Source organism: Streptomyces iconiensis, assembly GCF_028657195.3.
GTDB classification, from domain to species: domain Bacteria; phylum Actinomycetota; class Actinomycetes; order Streptomycetales; family Streptomycetaceae; genus Streptomyces; species Streptomyces iconiensis.
In genome coordinates, this window is the sequence record NZ_JANCPR020000002.1 from 216,110 (window position 1) to 235,393 (window position 19,284).

Consider the following 19,284-nt stretch of genomic DNA (forward strand, 5'->3'; position numbering starts at 1 on the left):
CACGCGCGCACGCCCCGGGACACCACGCGGGCCCGGAGGAGCCCCTTCAGTACGCCGGAAGCCTGCGGGCCCCCAGGTCGGGCGACCTTTCCGGCGCGGCCACCCGCACCGAAGCGCTCAGCACGGTCACACCCCGGGGCGCCACCACCACCGGGTCCAGCTCGACCGCGACCACCTCGGGATGGTCGTCCAGCAGCAGCGAGACCCGCAGCAGCACCTCCTCGAGCGCCGCCGTGTCCGAGGGTTCGGCGCCGCGCCAACCGAACAGCAGCGGCGCCGAGCGGATCGTACGGACCAGCTCACCCGCCTCCTTGTCGGTGACGGGCACGAGCCGGTGCGCGGTGTCCCCGAGCAGGTCGGAGGGGGTACCGGCGAGACCGAAGGAGAGCACGGCGCCGATGGCCGGGTCGAGGGTCCCCCTGATCACGGTGCCGACACCGCGCGGGGCCATGGACTGCACGACGGGGCGCAGCTCGTCGGGGGCGCCGAGCGCTCCGGTCAGCTCGCCGTACGCGCGGCGCAGGCCCGCCTCGGCCGCGATGTCCAGGCGTACGCCGCCGAGATCGGCGCGGTGGCGCAGATGGGGCGCCGTGGTCTTCAGCACCACGGGATAGCCGAGTTCACGCGCCGCCTCCACAGCGGCCTCGGCGTCCGGCGCCGGGCGGGTGGGCTGTACGGCGATGCCGTAGCAGTCCAGGAGCAGCGCGGCCTCCTCATCGGTGAGGGCGTGGCTGTAGGTGCTGCGCTCGCCTGTTCCTCGGACGCCGGTGCCGCCGGTGCCGTGCTCACCGTGGATGCTGTGCCCGCCGTGCCCGCTGTGCTCGTGCTCGCGGGGAGCGCTGTGGGTGCCGCGTTGCCGGTCGGGCTCGGTGGCGCGGGCGAGCAGGTCGGCTGCCGCCGCCTCGTCGACCTCGTATTCGGGGACCTTGCCCGGTACGCGTGCCTCCTCGCGCCAGCGTGCGTAGCGGACGGCCTCGGCCAGTGCGTGTGAGGCGCGTTCGGGCGTGGGGTAGGAGGGCAGGCCGCGGCGCGCGAGCGCGGCTTCGAGGCCCTCCATCGCGAGGTGGACGACGGCGACCGGCTTGGCAGCCGCCTTCGCGCCCGTACCGTCCTCCTCGCCCGGCCCGGCCGCCGAGGGGGACGCCGCCTCGGCCGCCTCGCACAACGCGTCGGCGAGGGCGGCGACATGTCCGTCAGGGGGTGCGTCGGGGCTGTGCGTGCCGGTGGCGCCGGGGAGTTCGGTCGGCACCCAGGGGATGACGGCGACCAGCGCGGCGTCGGTCTCCGGATCGTCGAGGGCACGGCGCAGCGCGCGGCCGAAGTCACCCGGTGTGGCCGAGGCGGGGAGCGCGACGACGGGGAGCGGGCGCAGCCCGTCGGTGAGGCAGGCGTCGTAGGTCAGCAGGCTGAGCGCGTCGGTGTTGCCCAGGACGGCGACCCGCGGTCCCCGGGGCGTCGGCTGACCGGCGAGCAGGAGGCCGGTGTCGAGCAGCTCGGTGAACGTGTCGACCATGAGCACACCGGCCTGCCGCAGCAGCGCGTAGACGGTCGCGTCGGGGGTGCGCGCCGCGGGCGCCGCGTGGCCCGGCGGTGGCGCGCTACCGCGCTGCCGCGCGCCCTTGACGACGACGACCGGTTTACGGGCCGCCGTGCGCTTGGCGAGACGCGTGAACTTGCGTGGATTGCCGATGGATTCGAGATACATCAGGACGACATCGGTGTCCTGGTCCTCGTCCCAGTGCTGGAGGAGATCGTTTCCTGAGACATCGGCGCGGTTGCCCGCCGAGACGAACGAGGAGGGGCCGATGCCGCGCCGGTCGAGCCCGTCCAGGAGCGCGATGCCGATGGCGCCGGACTGGGTGAAGACCCCGGTACGGCCGTGCGCCGGCATCCGGATCGACGGGGTCGCGTTGAGGCGTACGTCCTGGCTGGTGTTGATCACGCCGAGCGCGTTGGGTCCGATGAGGCGCATGCCGTACGAGCGGGCGAGGCGGACCAGTTCGCGCTGTTCGGCGCGGCCGAAGCCGTCGGAGAAGACGACGAGGCCCTGGACGGCGGCCTCGCCGCACGCGGTGACCACGGCGCTCGCCTCGGCAGCGGGCACGGCGAGGACGGCCAGGTCGACCTGCTCGGGGATCTCGCGCACCGAGCGGTAGGAGGGCACTCCCGCCAGGTCGGTCTCACCCTCGGGCAGCGCGCGGTTGACCCCGTACAGCCGTCCGGTGAAACCCCCCGCACGCAGGCTCTCCAGCACGGCGCGGCCCGCGCCGCCCGGCGTGCGGCTGGCGCCGATGACGGCGACCGAACCCGGCGCGAGCAGGCGCCCGACGGAGCGCCCCTCGGCGCGCTGTTCCCGTGCGCGCATCACGGCGAGGGAGCGCTCGGTGGGTTCCAGGTCGAGGGTGAGGTGGACCGAGCCGTCCTCGAAGCTGCGCTTCTGGGAGTAACCGGCGTCCGTGAACACCTTGATCATCTTGGTGTTGGCCGGCAGCACCTCGGCCGCGAACCGGCGGATGCCGCGCTCGCGTGCGACGGCACCGATGTGTTCGAGCAGCGCGGAGGCGACGCCCCTGCCCTGCTGGTCGTCGCGGACGAGGAAGGCGACCTCGGCCTCGTCGGCCGGCTCGCCGGCCGGGCGGCCCCACGAGTCGATGCGGTCGTAGCGGACGGTCGCGATGAACTCGCCGCCGACGGTCGCCGCCAGCCCGACGCGGTCGACGTAGTCGTGGTGCGTGAAGCGGCGCACGTCGCGGTCGGAGAGCCGGGGGTAGGGCGCGAAGAAGCGGTAGTACTTCGACTCGTCGGAGACCAGTTCGTAGAAGCTGACCAGGCGCCCCGCGTCATCGGGCGTGATGGGGCGGACACGGGCCGTTCCGCCGTCGCGCAGGACGACATCCGCTTCCCAATGGGTCGGGTAGGCATGCTCCTGGGGGGTCGGCATGCGCCCAGCGTACGGCGGTGGGGCCCGGGTCGCGGGGCGCGTGCGGGGCGGTGCAGGCTATGGGTGCGCGACCTGCGCGTACCGGAAACGGTCTACTCAGGGCTCCGTGCGAGACTGGTCTAGACAACAATCGATTCGAAGGGCAACACCATGGTTGAGCGCCGCGTCACCGTCGGCTGGGCCGAGGGCCTGCACGCCCGCCCCGCCTCGATCTTCGTCCGTGCCGCATCGGCCGCCGGGGTCCCCGTCACCATCCGGAAGGCCGCGGCCGAGCCCGCCAACCCGGTCAACGCGGCCTCCATGCTCGGCGTGCTGGGCCTGGGCGCCGAGGGCGGCGAGGAAGTCGTACTGGCCTCGGAGGACGACGGCGCCGCAGAGGCGCTCGACCGCCTGGCGAAGCTGGTAGCCGAGGGGCTTGAGGAGCTTCCGGAGACGGTCTGAGGCGCCCGCCTCCTGGGGCGGACAGGGCACGGCCCGCCTCCTGGGGCGGACAGGCACGACAACGGCGGGTGGAGTCCGGAAACGGACCCCACCCGCCGTTTCGCGTGCGCGCCCACTCGGGCGGGTGGCGGGGGCGACCTGCGCCGGAACCGGTGGCGCCCGGGGCGCGCGGGGTCGTGCCGCCGCAGCGTGCGGAACGGCCGCCGGCCCCCGGCCGTCGGGCCGGGGGCCGGGGGCCGGCGGGTGCTCGCGTCATCCGTGGTGCTCGTGCGCTCCGGAGCGCTGGCGTGTTCCGTGCCGCTGCCGCGAGCGGGATGCCCGCGTGCCCAGGGGGGCTCACGCGCCCGAGGCGCGCGGCCACCGGGCCGGCCTGCGGACTCAGACGCTGAGGCCGTGGCCGCGCAGGTAGGCGATGGGATCCATGTCGGTGCCGTACTCGGCGCCCGTACGGGCCTCGAAGTGCAGGTGGGGGCCCGAGGAGTTGCCGGTGGAGCCGGAGAGGCCGATCTGCTGGCCCGCCTTGACGGACTGGCCGACCGAGACACCGATCGAGTTGAGGTGGCCGTACTGCGTGTACGTGCCGTCCTTGTGCTTGATCACGATGTTGTTGCCGTAGGCGCCGCCGTTGCCCGCCTCGACGATCTCACCGGCAGCGACGGACTTCACGGGGGTGTTCATGCCCGCGGAGAAGTCGATGCCCGTGTGGCTGCCGGACGACCACATGCCGCCGCCCTGCTTGTAGCCGGTGGAGACGGAGGCGTTGTCCACGGGGAGGACGTAGCCGTTCAGGCTGGCGCGCTTGGCCTCGGCTGCCCGCGCGGCCTTGACCTTCTCGGCGTGCGCCTTCTTCGCCTTCTCGGCCGCCGCCTTGCGCTTGGCCTCGGCCTCCTTCTTCTTGGCCTCGGCCTTGGCCTTCGCCGCAGCCTCCTTGGCCGCGGCCTCGGCCCTGGCCTTCTCGGCCTCCGTGGCCTGGACGTGCGCCTGCTCGTCGACGGTCTCGGAGAGGTGGCCGCCGACGCCGACGATGTTGTTCAGGCCGGTGTCGTGGACGCCTTGGGACTCGCCGCCCGCCGCCGAAGCGGGGGATGCCAGGGTTCCGACGACTCCTACCGCGGCGAGCCCGGCTATGCCTGCGGCTCCAGCGCCCGCGCGGCGGGCCTTGTTCGGACGTCGGTGCTTCCCGGTGGCACGGGTGAACGCCATATGGTGGCGCACTCCTTTCCTTCCTTGTCGCCTACCGGGTTAGCTGACGGGTTCGGAGCAGGAAGGTCTCCTACGGACCGCCTCTGGCGAGGCCGTCCGATTCACCCCAGGGACTTCACATGTGGGTCCCCGGCTCCCCTGGCTCGCGCCGTACGGGGACTCGGCGATCACTGCCCGTCGGCCGCGGGTGCGGTCACTTCTGACGGACAGCGCCGTTGACGCTAAGCGGGGCGTCTCCGAAGCGGCAAACGAATCCGGGTCTTTGTCGTCTACGCCACACCCCGTACAGCAACAACCCCGAGCGAAACGGGCATTTGGCGATCCCACTGCCAGAAGGGAGAAACAGGTGTGCCCAGCACGACGGAAGGGCCCGGAAGAGGATGTTCCTCCTCCGGGCCCTTCACGTACCAACTCCAGGGCTCCTTCGCGTACCGCCTCCGGGCCCCTGCCCCTTCACGTACCAATTCACGTACCAACTGAGGCCGCGCAAGACGGCGTGAGGCGCTCGGGGGACCCTGGGCCGCCGTCCCGGGGCGTCCCGGGGCGTCCCGGAGCTGTGCAGGGCTTGCCCGTCGCCCCGGGCCGTCCCAGGGCGCCCAGGGCTCCCAGAACGCCCCAGCGCCGTACTCAGCCTCCTGTGACGACCTTGACCTCGCCGATCCCCAACTCCCTGACGGGGTCCGCGATCTGGGAGGCGTCGCCGACGAGGATCGTCACCAGGCGGTCGGCCGGCAGCGCGTTGACCGCCGCCGCCGTCGCCTCCACGGTGCCGGTCTCCGCGAGCCGCGCGTACAACTGCCCCTGGAAGTCGTCGGGAAGGAACTGCTCGACCTGGTCTGCCAGCGTCCCCGCGACGGCAGCCGCCGTCTCGTAGCGCAGCGGGGCCACACCCACGAGGTTCCGTACGGCCACGTCCCGTTCCTCGTCCGTCAGGCCCTCGGCGGCGAGCGTGCGCAGGACCTGCCACAGGTCCGCCAGCGCGGGTCCCGTGACGTCCGTCGCGACCGAGCCGCTGATGGCCAGCATGGCCGCGCCCGTGCCCTCCGGTGTCGAGCGCAGCACCTGGCCGAAGGAACGGACCCCGTACGTGTATCCCTTCTCCTCGCGCAGTACCCGGTCCAGGCGGGAGGTGAGGGTGCCGCCCAGGCAGTACACGCCCAGGAGTTGCGCGGGCCACACGCGGTCGTGCCTGTCGGCGCCGATACGGCCGATCAGCAGCTGCGTCTGCACGGCGCCGGGCCGGTCGACGATCACCACGCGGCCACTGTCGTCCGCCGAGATCGGCGGCATCGGCCGGGGCTCGGCCGTCGAGCCCTTCCAGGCGCCCAGGGTGTCGGTGAGCGCCGCGTCCAGGTCGACGCCCTCCAGGTCGCCGACGACGACGGCCGTGGCCGTGGCGGGGCGTACGTGCGCCTCGTAGAAGGCGCGTACGGCTGCCGCGTCGATGCCGCGCACCGTCTCCTCGGTGCCCTGCCGGGGGCGCGACATCCGCGACTCGGCGGGGAACAGCTCGTGCGAGAGTTCCTTGGCGGCGCGCCGTGCCGGGTTGGCCAGCTCGTGCGGGATCTCGTCCAGGCGGTTGGCCACCAGGCGCTCGATCTCGCTGTCGGGGAAGGCCGGTGCGCGCAGCGCGTCCGCCATCAGACCCAGCGCCTTGGGCAGCCGGGAGACGGGCACCTCCAGCGAGACCCGTACGCCCGGGTGGTCGGCGTGCGAGTCCAGCGTCGCGCCGCAGCGCTCCAGTTCGGCCGCGAACTCCTCCGCGTCGTGCTTGTCGGTGCCCTCGTTCAGCGCGCGGGCCATGATCGTCGCCACGCCGTCCAGGCCCTCTGGCTCAGCGTCCAGCGGCGCCAGCAGGTTCACCTCGACCGCGACGACCTCCTGGCCAGGGCGGTGGCAGCGCAGCACCGTCAGGCCGTTGGGCAGCGTGCCCCGCTCGGGGGTGGGGAAGGCCCACGGCTTGGGGGTGCCGCTGCGGGGCTGGGGATGGAAGTCCATGCTGGACTGGACGCCCGCGGGCGCTTCGGTCTCGCTCACTGCCCGGTCTCCTCGTCGTTGTTGTCAAGCGGTTCGTAGACGAGCACGGCGCGGTTGTCGGGGCGCAGCCGCTCGGCGGCGGCGGCCCTGACCTCCTCACGGGTGACGTCGAGGACGCGGCCGACGGCGGTCAGCGCGAGCTGCGGGTCACCGAACAGGACGGCGTACCTGCACAGTTCGTCGGCACGCCCGCCGACCGTCGCGAGACGGTCCAGCCACTCGCGCTCCAACTGCGCCTGGGCGCGCTCCATTTCCTCCTCGGTCGGCCCCTCCTCGGCGAAGCGCCGCAGCTCCTCGTCGACGGCCGCCTGGATGTCGGCGACCTCGGCGCCGCCGGACGCCTTGACGTCGAGCCAGCCGAGAGAGGGTGCGCCGGCGAGCCGCAGCAGGCCGAACCCGGCGGCGACGGCCGTACGGTCGTGCCGCACCAGGCGGGCGTAGAGGCGGGAGGACTCGCCGCCGCCGAGCGCGGTCAGCGCCAGGTCGGCCGCGTCGGCCTCGCGGGTGCCGTCCTGCGGGAGGCGGTAGGCCGCCATCATCGCGCGTGAGGGCACGTCCTCCTCGACGACCTCGCGCTTCTCCTCGCCCATGATGCCGGGCAGGTCCCCGTCACGCGGTGCCTGCTTGCCCTCGTGGCCGGGGATGGAGCCGAAGTACTTGTCGGCCCAGGCGAGCGCCTGCTCGGGGTCGATGTCGCCGACGATCGCGAGGACCGCGTTGTTCGGCGCGTAGTACGTACGGAAGAACGCACGCGCGTCCTCAAGGGACGCCGCGTCCAGGTCGGCCATGGAGCCGATCGGTGTGTGGTGGTAGGGGTGGCCCTCGGGGAAGACCATGGCGGTCATCCGCTCGAACGCCGTGCCATAGGGCACGTTGTCGTAACGCTGCCTGCGCTCGTTCTTGACGACGTCGCGCTGGTTGTCCATGGACTCTTCGTCCAGTGCCGAGAGCAGCGAGCCCATACGGTCGGCTTCGAGCCAGAGCGCCAGCTCCAGCTCGTGCGCGGGCATCGTTTCGAAGTAGTTGGTGCGCTCGAAGCTGGTGGTGCCGTTGAGCGAACCGCCCGCACCCTGCACCAGCTCGAAGTGCCCATTGCCCTTCACCTGTGCCGAGCCCTGGAACATCAGGTGTTCGAAGAGGTGGGCCAGTCCTGTCCTGCCCTCGACCTCGTGGCGGGATCCGACGTCGTACCAGAGGCAGACAGCGGCTACCGGGGTCAGATGATCCTCGGAGAGCACCACCCGCAGGCCGTTGGCCAGCCGGTGCTCGGTCGCTGTCAGCCCACCGGTGGCCGGGGGCGTGGCCGTGTGACCCATGGGCGTGGAGTCCCTTCGATCGCGGGGATTCCCGGCGAGGGCCGGGAACTGCGTGGACCGCCTTCGCGCCGGACGCGGCAGGCGGTCCTGTCACTGTATGCAACCGCGCCGACGGCACGCGAAGTTCCCGTACGGTACGCCAGGAGCTGACGTCCGGCGCGCGTTCGCCCGGCGCCGCCGGTGACTGTCCGTCGGGTCGGGGGACCGCCTGTCAGTGGCGCGGTCCACAATGGTCCGCGTCACCGGAGTGATGAAGGCGAGCCGCCGGACATCAGGCAGCGCCGCCGACGCAGGAACGAACCAGGAACCCAGGAACCAGGAACGAAGGAGCCGCAGCCGCGATGGCCCGCCGCAGTAAGACCCGGACGCCCGGGACGGAGCCCCCGGAGGACTTCGAGGAACGCATCCTCGACATCGACGTCGTCGACGAGATGCAGGGCTCCTACCTGGAGTACGCGTATTCGGTCATCTATTCGCGCGCGCTCCCTGACGCCCGCGACGGGATGAAGCCGGTGCACCGCCGGATCCTGTACCAGATGCATGAGATGGGCCTCCGCCCCGACAGGTCGTACGTGAAGTGCGCCCGCGTGGTCGGCGAGGTGATGGGCAAGCTCCACCCGCACGGCGACAGCGCGATCTACGACGCGCTGGTGCGCATGGCACAGGGCTTCTCCATGCGCCTGCCGCTGGTCGACGGGCACGGCAACTTCGGTTCGCTGGGCAACGACGACCCGCCCGCCGCGATGCGGTACACCGAGTGCCGCTCGTCGCCGGCCGCGGGTCTGATGGTCGAGTCGATCGACGAGGAGACCGTCGACTTCGAGTCCAACTACGACGGCAGCGAGGAAGAGCCGGTCACCCTGCCGGCCGCCTACCCGAACCTGCTGGTCAACGGCGCGTCCGGGATCGCCGTCGGGATGGCGACGAACATGCCGCCGCACAACCTGACGGAGGTCATCGCGGCTGCCCGGCACCTGATCAAGCACCCGGGCGCCGACCTTGAGACCCTGATGGGCTTCGTGCCGGGTCCCGACCTGCCCACGGGCGGCAAGATCGTCGGCCGTGAGGGCATCCAGGACGCCTACGCCTCGGGCCGCGGCACGTTCAAGATCCGCGCAACGGTGGCCATCGAGCAGGTCACCGCGCGCCGCAAGGGCCTCGTGGTCACGGAACTCCCGTTCGCGATCGGCCCCGAAAGGGTCATCTCCAAGGTCAAGGACCTCGTCAACGCGAAGAAGCTCCAGGGCATCGCGGACGTCAAAGACCTCACCGACCGGGAGCACGGACTGCGCCTGGTCATCGAGATCAAGAACGGCTTCAACCCCGAGGCCGTTCTCGCGCAGCTCTACAAGCTGACGCCGATGGAGGAGTCCTTCGGCATCAACAACGTCGCGCTGGTCGACGGCCAGCCGCTGACGCTGGGCCTCAGGGAGCTGCTGGAGGTCTATGTAGACCACCGCTTCGACGTCGTACGGCGCCGCAGCGAGTTCCGGCGCACCAAGCGGCGCGACAGGCTCCACCTCGTCGAGGGCCTGCTGGTCGCGCTGATCGACATCGACGAGGTCATCAGCGTCATCAGGTCGAGCGAGAACGCGGCCGAGGCGAAGGCCGCCCTGATCTCCCGGTTCGGACTCAGCGAGATCCAGACGCAGTACATCCTCGACACTCCCCTGCGCCGCCTGACCAAGTTCGACCGCCTGGAGCTGGAGAGCGAGCGCGACAGGCTCAAGGCGGAGATCGAGGAGCTGACCCGGATCCTGGACTCGGACTCCGAGCTGCGCAAGATCGTCTCCTCCGAACTGGCCGCCGTGGCCAAGAAGTACGGCACTCCGCGCCGCACGGAGCTGCTGGACTCGGCCGAGGCACCGATCGCCACCGTGCCGCTGGAGGTCTCCGACGACCCGTGCCGGGTCCTGCTGTCCTCCACAGGGCTGCTGGCCCGTACGGCCAACGGGGAGATGAGCTTCGAGGAGCCCGCCAAGCGGGTCAAACACGACGTGATCGTCTCGGCTGTCCCGGCGACCACACGGGGCGAGGTCGGCGCCGTCACCTCGTCAGGACGCCTGCTGCGGCTCACCGTCGTCGACCTGCCCCAGCTCCCGGAGACGGCCACCTCGCCCAACCTCGCGGGCGGGGCGCAGGTCGCCGAGTTCCTTCCGCTGGAGGCCGACGAGACCCTGGTGTGCCTGATGACGCTGGACGAGTCCTCCCCAGGGCTCGCCATCGGCACCGAACAGGGCATTGTCAAACGCGTGGTGCCCGACTATCCGTCCCACAAGGAGGAGTTGGAGGTCATCACCCTCAAGGACGGCGACCGGATCGCGGGTGCCGTCGAGCTGCGCACCGGCGAGGAAGACCTGATCTTCATCACCGACGAGGCCCAACTGCTGCGCTATCAGGCAGGACAGGTGCGCCCACAGGGCCGTCCCGCGGGCGGCATGGCCGGGATCAAGCTGACCGAGGGCGCCAAGGTGATCTTCTTCGGTGCCGTCGATCCCTCTGTCGAGGCGGCCGTGTTCACCGCCGCGAGCGCGACGGGAACGCTGGACGACTCCCTGAGTACCGCCAAGTTCACGCCGTTCGACCAGTACCCACGCAAGGGCCGCGCGACCGGTGGCGTGCGCTGCCAGCGCTTCCTGAAGGGCGAGGACAGGCTCGTCATCGCCTGGGCGGGCCCCACACCCGCACACGCGGCGACCAAGACGGGCGCCCCCGCCGAGCTTCCGGAACCCGACCCGCGCAGGGACGGCTCGGGCCTGCCCCTCGGCAAGCGCGTCACGGCGGTCGCCGGCCCCGTGTAATGCCCTCGCCCTACGCCCGCCGCGCGTGCGCACCCGGGTACGTGACCGGGGCACCCCCGGGTGCCCTGCCCCGGGGCCTCGCGTCCCGGTGAGGGGCCTCGCATCGCGGTGAGGGCTCGCGTCCCCGTGAGGGGCCTCGCACCTCCGGGTTGCCCCTGCCTGCGGGGTGCCCCGCGTCTCTCCCGGGGCTCGCCTCCGGGGTCCGGCTCCGGGGTCCGCCTCCGGCGACTGGTGTGCCTGTACGTGCGATACGGGCCCCGATGCGACGGCACGTCCGTCGGGTCGGGGCCCGTATGCGTGCGGTGGGCGCGTGCCTGCCTGCGGAAAGCCGTCCGTACGGGGGCCCGGCCACTCAGGGCTGACGGTGCGGGGCGAATCGGTCGGCCCGCGTGGTCAGTTGGTGCCGGCCAGGGTGAACAGGCCGTGCTGGTCCGGGTGATCAGACGTGCTGGTCAGGATGATCAGGCGGTGCCGGTCAGAGCGGTCAGGCGGTGCCGGTGCGCGCTGCGGTGACCACCACCGCCGTGTAGCGCATCGTGAAGTCGCCGCCCACCGCGTCGATCGCTGCCCCGATCCCGGCGACCAGTTCCTCCCGCGTGGCCGCCGGAAGCGCGATGTGTCCGCCGTGCGTCATCAGCTGGTCCAGCCACTCGTCCCGGGTGTAGGTCCGCTCCCAGTCGAACCGCCACTCCTCCGGTTCGCCGAACGCCCCCGCCGCACGCATCCCGTCGGCTGCCCGGGCGCACAGCGCCGCGTACGCGTCCGGGCCGACGGCCTTCCAGCGGACGGAGACAGGCGAGTCGGGCAGCACCCGCTGGTAGACGTCGAAGAAGGCCGCGGCCAGCTCCGGGGGCGGTTGGTCGACGTTCCAGAACACCGCCAGCCGGCCACCGGGCCGCAGCACGGTGGCCGCTCGGGCCGCCCCGGCAGCCGGGTCCACCCAGTGCCAGGTCTGGCCCGCGACCACCGCGTCGAACGTCCGCCCTGCCGGGTCCCAGTCCTCGAACGCCGCCACCTCGGCCTCCAGCCCGTACCGCCGTGCCAGGCCGGCCATACGCGCGTCGGCGTCCACCCCGAGCACGCGGCAGCCGGCGGCCTGGAACTGCCGGGACGCGATGCCGGTGCCGCATCCGACATCGAGCACATCGGGCCCCGGTGCGGCGCCCGCGATGCGCTCCACCATGGCCGTGGGATAGCGGGGCCGGGTTCTGTCGTAGCGTTCGGCCTCCGTGCCGAACGCCTCTGCCAGGTCGCGCTGTTGATGAGGTTCGTTCCCGGAGGGAGACGCGCCCTCCGGCCGTATAGTGGGCATGTGCCCACCATAGGTGGGCGACCGCCCATTCGTAAATGGGCATGCGCCCACTCGGTTGCACGCAAGGACCGCTGAAGCGAGGAGGAGAGGCACGGTGCCGACAGGAGTGGCCATCCGTGACGCACGGGAGCAGCTGTTCGACGCCGCGGAGCGCGTCCTGCTGCGGGACGGTCCGAGCGCGCTGACCAGCCGGGCGGTCACCGCCGAGGCCGGCTGCGCCAAGGGTGTACTGCACCGGCACTTCGCCGACTTCGACGCGTTCCTGGCCGAGTTGGTGCGGGACAGGATCGCCAGGATCGAGCAGCAGTCCGCGACCCTGCACGAGGCAGCGGGTACCGGCACGGTCGCGGGCAACCTGACCGACGCGCTGACGGCGCTGTTCGGATCGGTCGCCGTGGCGATCGTCGGCCTCATCACCTCGCGGGACGAACTACGGGCCCGGCTGCGTCGGACCACGCCGGTCGGCGTCCCGGTGCTGACGGAGGCAACGGCCGTGATCGCCTCGTACCTCATAGCCGAGCGCGAGCGGGGCCGTATCGCGGCAGGCGCCGACATCGACACGCTCGCCCCCATGCTGATCGGCACCGGGCACCTGCTCTTCGCCGACCGGCACAGCGCCCCGCCGGACGCCGGAACCGTCCATAAGGCCGTGACCGCGGTTCTCGCGGGAGCCTGCCCGTAGGGGGCGCCGCCCCCGCCCGGGCGCCCGCACGAGCCCTGCGAACCCGCACGAGCCCCGCGAACCCGCACGAGCCCCGCGAACCCGTACGCGCCACGGCGGCCACGGCCCGACGCCGCTCCCGTCTACAGGGTCACAGGGCCGTACGGGTCGCTCTCGTCGCCCCGCGGGCCGACATCGAGACCGTCGACACCGAGACCGTCGACACCGAGATCGTCGGCCCCGTCCTCGTCGCCGTCCGCACCCGAGCCCGCGCCACCCCCCATGTCGGCGTGCGCCTCTCCGTGCGGGTCGCCGTCCACGTAGCGGAGCACGCCCCACATGGCCTGCGGGTCGCCCTCTCCCGGACTGCCGGCGCACTCCTCAAGTCCCTTGCGCAGGGCCGCTCCGTCCACTCCTGAGCCGATCATCACGAGCTGCGTCACCCGCGCCTCGTCGCGTGGCCAGACCTCGGGTACGAAGCGCAGGAAGCCGCCGACCGCGTGCAGTGCGTACCGGTGCCGGGGGTCGGCCGCTCCGAAGTCGACAAATCCCTTCACTCGGTAGAGCCCGTCCGGCCTGCTGTCCAGGAAGGCCAGAAAGCGGCGCGGGTCCATGGGTACGTCCGAGCTGAACTCCACCGCCTCGTATGCGTGATGCAGGTGCGGGCGCGCGGAGTGGTCTGCGCCCCCACAGCCCCCGCCGTGCTCGCCGTCCCCATGCGCCTCGGCACCTTCACACCCCTCACCGCACTCCCCCGCCTCGTCGTCCCCGTAGAGCAGCGAGTCGAAGGTGAGCTGCTCCACTGCCGCGCGCTCACGGCGTACGCGGTCGAAGAGCAGCGCCGGATCGAGGCGCCCATGAGAAGCGGGCACCACTGGTGTGCCGGGGCTCAGCCGCGCCAGTTCCCCGCGCAGCGCGCCCAGGGCCTGCTCGCCCACCCGGTCGGCCTTGTTGAGCACCAGTAGATCGGCGGCCGAGACATGCCGCTCCAGCTCCGGGTGGCGCTCCCGTACGGCCTCGAACTCCGCCGCGTCCACGAGTTCCACGAGGCCCCCGTAGATGATGCGCGGGTTCCGGCTGGCCAGGACCATGCGGATCAGCGTCTCCGGCTCCGCGACCCCGCTCGCCTCGATCACGATGACGTCCATACCTGCCGACGGGCGTGCCAGCACCTCCAGGACGCCGTCCATGTCGCTGGTGTCCACGGCGCAGCACAGGCAGCCGTCCCCGAGGGAGACCATCGAGTCGACCTGCCCCGCGACGGTCATGGCGTCGATCTCGATGCTGCCGAAGTCGTTGACGATCGCACCGATCCGGGTGCCTCTGCTGTGCCGCAGCAGATGGTTGAGGAGCGTGGTCTTTCCCGAGCCGAGAAAGCCCGCCAGGATCACCACCGGAATCCTGTCGCCGACACCGGCCCCCGCACCGCTCACGCCGCGCGCCCCTTCCTGTCCCTCCCGGATCCGCCGACCGCCGATCGTAGTCGAGGCAGGACCCGCACCCGAGGCCCTCCCCGCACCCCGGCACCGGCGCCCCGCACCCCAGCAGGGGGAACGTGGGCGCGCGGGGTGGGCAGGGCCAGGTTAGGCTCACCTTCGTGAGTACGTGTGCGACCGCCTCCCGTGACCACCACGAGCCCCTGGCGGGGACGGCTGCAGCGGCCCGTACGTGGCTGCTGGTCGAGCAGCCGGGACCGTGGGGCGGCAAGGCGCTGACCGAGAGCCGCCTCGACCCCGCGCTCGGCAGCGCCCTTGAGGCGGCGGCAGGCGCGCACGGGGGCCGCGTCGCCCTCATCCGGCGACCCGGCAGGGACACCGACCGCGCCGGCACGGGTACGGGTCCTGACCGGCACCGCGTCTTCCTCGCGCGCACCGTCCCGGGCGACTCATGGGTACGCACGGCGCTCCTGCCCGGCGACTCCCTGGAGGCACTCCGCGAGCTGGACTTCGCCGCACTCGACGCCGCCACAGGTACGGAGGGCGCTGCGCTGGGTCCCGGCTGGCTTCCGTACGAGGGCGAGCCGCTGGCGTTCGTCTGCACCAATGGCAAGCGCGACCGCTGCTGCGCCCTCCTCGGCAGGCCCCTCGCCGGGGAACTGGCCGCTTCCGGCGCCGGTGACATCTGGGAGATCACCCACATCGGCGGCCACCGCTTCGCACCCACGCTGCTCGTGCTGCCCTATGGGTACGCGTACGGGCGGCTGGACGCGACCGCCGCCAAGGCCGTGCTGGACGCCGTACGGGACAAGCGCGTACTGACGGAGGGCTGCCGGGGCCGCTCCGCCTGGGGCCGCCCCGGCCAGGCCGCCGACCTGGCCGTGCGCGAGCGTACGGGCGAGAGCGGCGCCGACGCGGTGAGCGTGCGGCACGTGAGCGCGGAACCCGGTGTTCCGCACTGGGCGGTGACCGTCGCGCACGCGGACGGCCGCCACTGGCGGGTCCGCGTCGTGGAACGCACGGACGGGCCGCCCGTCCCCGCGAGCTGCGGCGGAATCCCCGCGGGGCCCGCACGGATGGAGATCGCCGGCATCGACGAGGTCGCCAGGGCCGGAGCCGCCTGATCCCGCTCCGGCCCTCCGCCGTCCCGGCCTGCTCCCGTTCGTCCCCGCACCGCCACGAGGTCCCCCGTTGCCTCTCATAGGCCGCCCCCAAGCCGTCCGCAGGCGGACCCCGCTGTCCTGGGCCCGCCTCGGCTGGCCGCGAAGGCTCTCCTCACAGGTGCTGCTGATGCAACTCGCGGTCGTCACCGGTGTGACGGCTGTGGCGACAGGGCTGTTCCTCGCGCCCTTCAGCGAGCAACTGGACGAGCAGGCCACCCGGCGCGCGCTGGCCATCGCGCAGTCGACGGCGGCGGAACCGGGCCTGGACAACCTGCTCACCGAGGGCGCGGGCCCGGCACGCGACGGCCCCGTCCAGAAGGTCGCCGAGCGCATCCGCCGTGCCACGGGCGCCAGTTACGTGGTGGTGATGGACACACGCGGCGTGCGCTGGTCGCACTCCGAACCCGCCAGAATCGGCGAGCACGTCTCCACCGACCCCTCACGCGTCCTGGCGGGACGCGAGGTGCTGCACCTCGACGAGGGCACACTGGGGCGTGCCGCCAGAGGCAAGGTCCCCCTGCGGAACGGCCATGGCGACGTGGTCGGAGCGGTCTCCGTCGGGATCGCCTACGACAGCGTGCGCGACCGCTTCGTACGCGCCGTTCCCGGCCTGCTGGCATATGCGGGCGGGGCACTGGGCGTGGGCGCCCTGGCGGCGCTGCTGATCTTCAGGAGATTCCACAAACGCACGCACGACCTGGCGTTCTCCGACATCGCCTCGCTTCTGGCCGAACGCGAGGCGATCCTGCACGGCATCCGCGAGGGCGTCGTCGCGCTGGACCCGCGGGGCAGGATCCGGCTGGTCAACGACGAGGCCCAGCGCCTTCTGGAGCTGCGCCCGCATCACGTGGGCATGGACCCGGAAGAGGCCATGGGCCCTGGCCGCACGGCGCGTGTGCTGGCGGGCGACGTGCCAGGAGCCGATCTCCTGACCGTCAGCGGCGGCCGGGTGCTGGTCGCCAACAGGATGCCCACCAAGGACGGCGGCGCCGTCGCCACCCTCAGGGACCGCACCGAACTGGAGCTTCTGGGGCGTGAACTCGACGGTTCCCAGGGCCTGATCGACGCACTGCGCGCACAGGACCACGAGCACGCCAACCGTATGCACATCCTGCTCGGCCTGCTCCAGCTCGGTCTGTACGAGGAAGCGGTGGACTACTTGAGCGACGCCGTCGGGGTGCACCGCGCGACGGCGGAGGAGATATCCGAGAAGGTGCGCGACCCGCTTCTCGCCGCACTGCTCGTGGGCAAGGCGACCGTCGCCGCCGAACGGGGCGTGGCCCTCCACATCGCGCCCGGAACCCTCCTTCCCGACCGGCTCGTCGACCCGCCCGAACTGGCGACCGTACTCGGCAACCTCGTGGACAACGCCCTCGATGCGACGGCCGGTTCGCCGGGCGGCCGGGTGGAGACGGCGCTGACCGTGCACGGGACGGGGATCAGGCTCCAGGTGAGCGACAACGGCCCCGGCATACCGGCCGAGCGCCGCGAGACGGTCTTCGCCGAGGGCTGGTCGACCAAGGAGCCCCCGGCGCACGGGCGCCGGGGCCTGGGGCTCGCGCTCGTACGGCGCCTCGCGGAGCGGCACGGCGGCAGCGCCGAAGTGGACGAGGGGCCCGACGGGGGCGCCCGGTTCACCGTCACCCTCCCGGAAGCGGTGCATCCGCACCACGGGTCCCCGGAGATCACGCGGCCCCGGCTCCCGTGAGCGCGCGCACCTCCGTCTCCGCGTGCCGGGCCTCATCGGCGCGCTCACGCGAGGTGACGGTGCCCAGCCAGCCGGCCAGGAAGCCGAGCGGGACGGAGACCAGCCCGGGGTTCTCCAGCGGGAAGAGCGCGAAGTCGGCACCGGGAAACAGCGCGCCCGGAGCACCGGAGACGACGGGCGAGAGCACCACCAGTGCCACGGCCGGGACGAGCCCACCGTAGACCGACCAGATGGCACCCCTGGTGGTGAAGCGGTGCCAGAAGAGCGCGTAGAGCAGCACGGGAAGGTTCGCGGAGGCCGCGACGGCGAAGGCCAGACCGACCAGGAACGCCACGTTCAACTCCTGTGCGAGCAGGCTCAGTCCGATCGCCACCCCGCCCACGACGGCTGCGGCGATCCGCGCCACGCCCACCTCGGTACGCCCGCCCTCGGTGTGCCCGCCCTCGCCCGGCGTGCGGCGCCTCTTCAGCGAGGCGTACAGGTCGTGTGCGACGGCAGCCGACGCCGCCAGGGTGATACCGGCGACGACGGCCAGGATGGTGGCGAAGGCGACGGCCGCCGCCAGCGCGGACAGCGCGGCACCGCCCGTGGAACCTGCGCCTCCGCCCAACTCCATGGACAGCAGCGGGATCGCGGTGTTGCCCGCCGGGCTCGACTGCCGTACGGAGGCGGTGCCTACGAGTGCGGCGGCGCCGGTGCCGAGCACGATGGTCATCAGGTAGAAGCCGCCGATGAGCCCGATCGACCACACCACCGAGCGCCGGGCTGCAGGCGCCGTCGGAACGGTGTAGAAGCGCGAGAGGATGTGCGGCAGTCCCGCCGTGCCGAGGACGAGCGCCAGGCCGAGGCTGATGAAGTCGAAACGGGAGGCCCAGCCGCCCTCTCCCCCGTACTTGAGGCCGGGCGCGAGGAAGTCCCTCCCATGACCGCTGCGTTCGGCCGCGCTGGTGAGCAGCGCCCCGAGGTCTCCACCGAAGCGGACCAGCACCAGCACGGTGAGGGCGAGGGCGCCGCCCATGAGCAGCACGGCCTTCACGATCTGGATCCACGTAGTGGCACGCATGCCCCCGCAGCACACGTAGACCACCATGAGTGCGCCGACTCCCAGAACGGTCCATGTGTGCGCCATACCGCTCTCGCTGCCCAGCAGCAGCGCCACCAGGCTGCCGGCGCCGACCATCTGCGCGACAAGGTAGAGGACGGAAACGGTGACGGAGGAAGCGCCCAGCGCGATCCGTACCGGCCGCTCCCGCACGCGCGCCGCCACGACGTCGGCGAGGGTGAACCTGCCGCAGTTGCGGACGAGTTCGGCGACGAGCAGCAGGACGACGAGCCACGCGACGAGAAAGCCGACGGAGTACAGCATTCCGTCGTACCCGTAGAGCGCGATGAGTCCGGAGATACCGAGGAAGGAAGCGGCCGACATGTAGTCACCCGCGATGGCGAATCCATTCTCCATCGGGGAGAAGAGCCGGCCGCCCGTGTAGAACTCCTCCGGTGACCCCTGGCGTCTTCTGCCCGCCCGGCTCGTGATCGCGAGCGTGGCGGCGACCACGGCGCCGAACAGCAGCAGCGTGAGGGTCTGGTGGCTGCCGGTCACAGCGCCGCCTCCTCACCGGCGGCCTGACCCGCGACAGCTCCGCCCACGGCCCCGCCTCCTGTCCCGTTTGCCACGCTGCCTCCCAGGGCGTCCGCCGGGACGTTCCGCCGGGCCGCACCGGCCGCCCTGGTCATGTCCTGTGTCTCCCAGCGCAGTTCGAGCGCGAGCCTGTCCCTGCGCAGCCGTGCGTGACGGACGTAGGCCCAGGTGAGCAGAAAGGTGGTGGCGAACTGCGCGAGGCACGCGGCCATCGCGACATTGAGGACCCCCGCGACGGGGCGGGCCATGAGGCCGGGCGCGCTGGTCGCGAGGACCACGTAGGCGAGGTACCAGGTGAGGAACGCGGCGCTCGCCGGGAGCGCGAAGTGCCGGTAACGGCGCCGCACTTGCTGGAAGGCCGCACTGCGCTGAACGGTGAGGTAGACATCGCCGCGGGCATCGCGCGATGCCGGTCGCCGCCGTACGTGCCGCTCCTGTGGAGGCACGTCGGCGGCGGTCGTGCGGGCTGCTTCACGGTGCTCGCCCCGGCCTGAGGCCAGGGCGTCGTACCAGGGGTCGTCGAGGCGCATGCCCCAGCATGGGCAGAGGCGCGAGATCACCTTCAGCCCAATTCGCCCCCTTCACCCCTTCAGGTGAAACCGTGAAGAAGGAGTGAAGGGGCGGGA

General features: G+C 72.2%; 13 protein-coding genes and 1 riboswitch. Of the genes, 5 read left to right on the top strand and 8 right to left on the bottom strand.

What is annotated here, in order from left to right; translation table 11 throughout:
* Positions 1-46: 46 nt before the first annotated feature.
* Entirely contained in the window at positions 47-2,941 is a 2,895-nt protein-coding gene (locus tag NMN56_RS02585; protein WP_274043528.1) for a bifunctional acetate--CoA ligase family protein/GNAT family N-acetyltransferase, read from the bottom strand.
* A 150-nt stretch (positions 2,942-3,091) separates the two neighbouring features.
* Between NMN56_RS02585 and NMN56_RS02590 the strand changes: the two genes are divergently transcribed.
* Positions 3,092-3,382, top strand: a complete 291-nt coding sequence (locus NMN56_RS02590) for an HPr family phosphocarrier protein (RefSeq protein ID WP_274043527.1) — start codon at positions 3,092-3,094, stop codon at positions 3,380-3,382.
* 378 nt (positions 3,383-3,760) lie between these two features.
* Here the strand turns inward: NMN56_RS02590 and NMN56_RS02595 are convergent, their stop codons facing one another.
* The 3 genes from NMN56_RS02595 to NMN56_RS02605 all read right to left on the bottom strand — a co-directional run bounded on the left by NMN56_RS02595 (position 3,761) and on the right by NMN56_RS02605 (position 7,938).
* Positions 3,761-4,585 (bottom strand): M23 family metallopeptidase, encoded by an 825-nt coding sequence (locus tag NMN56_RS02595; RefSeq protein WP_274043526.1) that lies wholly within the window; start codon positions 4,583-4,585, stop codon positions 3,761-3,763.
* Positions 4,586-4,598: 13 nt separating this feature from the next.
* A riboswitch (cyclic di-AMP (ydaO/yuaA leader) is annotated at positions 4,599-4,761 on the bottom strand.
* 451 nt (positions 4,762-5,212) lie between these two features.
* Complete coding sequence (locus NMN56_RS02600; RefSeq protein WP_274043705.1) at positions 5,213-6,583, bottom strand: M16 family metallopeptidase; 1,371 nt, start codon at positions 6,581-6,583, stop codon at positions 5,213-5,215.
* 35 nt (positions 6,584-6,618) lie between these two features.
* Positions 6,619-7,938, bottom strand: a complete 1,320-nt coding sequence (locus NMN56_RS02605; RefSeq protein ID WP_274043525.1) for a M16 family metallopeptidase — start codon at positions 7,936-7,938, stop codon at positions 6,619-6,621.
* A gap of 341 nt (positions 7,939-8,279) precedes the next feature.
* Between NMN56_RS02605 and NMN56_RS02610 the strand changes: the two genes are divergently transcribed.
* Positions 8,280-10,739 (top strand): DNA gyrase/topoisomerase IV subunit A, encoded by a 2,460-nt coding sequence (locus NMN56_RS02610; protein WP_274043524.1) that lies wholly within the window; start codon positions 8,280-8,282, stop codon positions 10,737-10,739.
* A gap of 484 nt (positions 10,740-11,223) precedes the next feature.
* Here NMN56_RS02610 and NMN56_RS02615 read toward each other — a convergent pair whose 3' ends face one another.
* Positions 11,224-12,051 carry a class I SAM-dependent methyltransferase gene (locus tag NMN56_RS02615; protein WP_274043523.1) on the bottom strand — a complete coding sequence of 276 codons (828 nt, stop codon included), beginning with the start codon at positions 12,049-12,051 and terminating at the stop codon, positions 11,224-11,226.
* Between the two features lie 94 nt (positions 12,052-12,145).
* Between NMN56_RS02615 and NMN56_RS02620 the strand changes: the two genes are divergently transcribed.
* Positions 12,146-12,733 carry a TetR/AcrR family transcriptional regulator gene (locus NMN56_RS02620; protein ID WP_274043522.1) on the top strand — a complete coding sequence of 196 codons (588 nt, stop codon included), beginning with the start codon at positions 12,146-12,148 and terminating at the stop codon, positions 12,731-12,733.
* Between the two features lie 122 nt (positions 12,734-12,855).
* Here NMN56_RS02620 and NMN56_RS02625 read toward each other — a convergent pair whose 3' ends face one another.
* The gene (locus NMN56_RS02625) at positions 12,856-14,145 is read right to left on the bottom strand and encodes a CobW family GTP-binding protein (RefSeq protein ID WP_274043521.1); all 1,290 of its coding nucleotides are present in this window, start codon (positions 14,143-14,145) and stop codon (positions 12,856-12,858) included.
* Positions 14,146-14,309: 164 nt separating this feature from the next.
* Between NMN56_RS02625 and NMN56_RS02630 the strand changes: the two genes are divergently transcribed.
* Complete coding sequence (locus tag NMN56_RS02630; RefSeq protein WP_274043520.1) at positions 14,310-15,272, top strand: ferredoxin family protein; 963 nt, start codon at positions 14,310-14,312, stop codon at positions 15,270-15,272.
* A 166-nt stretch (positions 15,273-15,438) separates the two neighbouring features.
* On the top strand, positions 15,439-17,019 hold the full coding sequence (locus NMN56_RS02635; RefSeq protein WP_274043704.1) for an ATP-binding protein: 1,581 nt from the start codon (positions 15,439-15,441) through the stop codon (positions 17,017-17,019).
* Here NMN56_RS02635 and NMN56_RS02640 read toward each other — a convergent pair.
* Positions 16,997-18,619, bottom strand: a complete 1,623-nt coding sequence (locus NMN56_RS02640; protein ID WP_274043519.1) for a solute symporter family protein — start codon at positions 18,617-18,619, stop codon at positions 16,997-16,999. The two genes, NMN56_RS02635 and NMN56_RS02640, sit on opposite strands and share 23 nt — an antisense overlap.
* Positions 18,616-19,188, bottom strand: a complete 573-nt coding sequence (locus tag NMN56_RS02645) for a DUF485 domain-containing protein (protein WP_430542446.1) — start codon at positions 19,186-19,188, stop codon at positions 18,616-18,618. The genes NMN56_RS02640 and NMN56_RS02645 overlap by 4 nt, the downstream gene beginning before the upstream one ends.
* Positions 19,189-19,284 lie beyond the last annotated feature (96 nt).

Bases quoted from the DNA above. Each gene is read 5' to 3' on its own strand.
- NMN56_RS02590 (WP_274043527.1), top strand. From the start codon at position 3,092: ATGGTTGAGCGCCGCGTCACCGTCGGCTGGGCCGAGGGCCTGCACGCC.
- NMN56_RS02610 (WP_274043524.1), top strand. From the start codon at position 8,280: ATGGCCCGCCGCAGTAAGACCCGGACGCCCGGGACGGAGCCCCCGGAG.
- NMN56_RS02585 (WP_274043528.1), bottom strand. From the start codon at position 2,941: ATGCCGACCCCCCAGGAGCATGCCTACCCGACCCATTGGGAAGCGGAT.
- NMN56_RS02595 (WP_274043526.1), bottom strand. From the start codon at position 4,585: ATGGCGTTCACCCGTGCCACCGGGAAGCACCGACGTCCGAACAAGGCC.
- NMN56_RS02645 (WP_430542446.1), bottom strand. From the start codon at position 19,188: ATGCGCCTCGACGACCCCTGGTACGACGCCCTGGCCTCAGGCCGGGGC.
- NMN56_RS02605 (WP_274043525.1), bottom strand. From the start codon at position 7,938: ATGGGTCACACGGCCACGCCCCCGGCCACCGGTGGGCTGACAGCGACC.
- NMN56_RS02615 (WP_274043523.1), bottom strand. From the start codon at position 12,051: ATGCCCACTATACGGCCGGAGGGCGCGTCTCCCTCCGGGAACGAACCT.
- NMN56_RS02600 (WP_274043705.1), bottom strand. From the start codon at position 6,583: ATGGACTTCCATCCCCAGCCCCGCAGCGGCACCCCCAAGCCGTGGGCC.
- NMN56_RS02635 (WP_274043704.1), top strand. From the start codon at position 15,439: ATGCAACTCGCGGTCGTCACCGGTGTGACGGCTGTGGCGACAGGGCTG.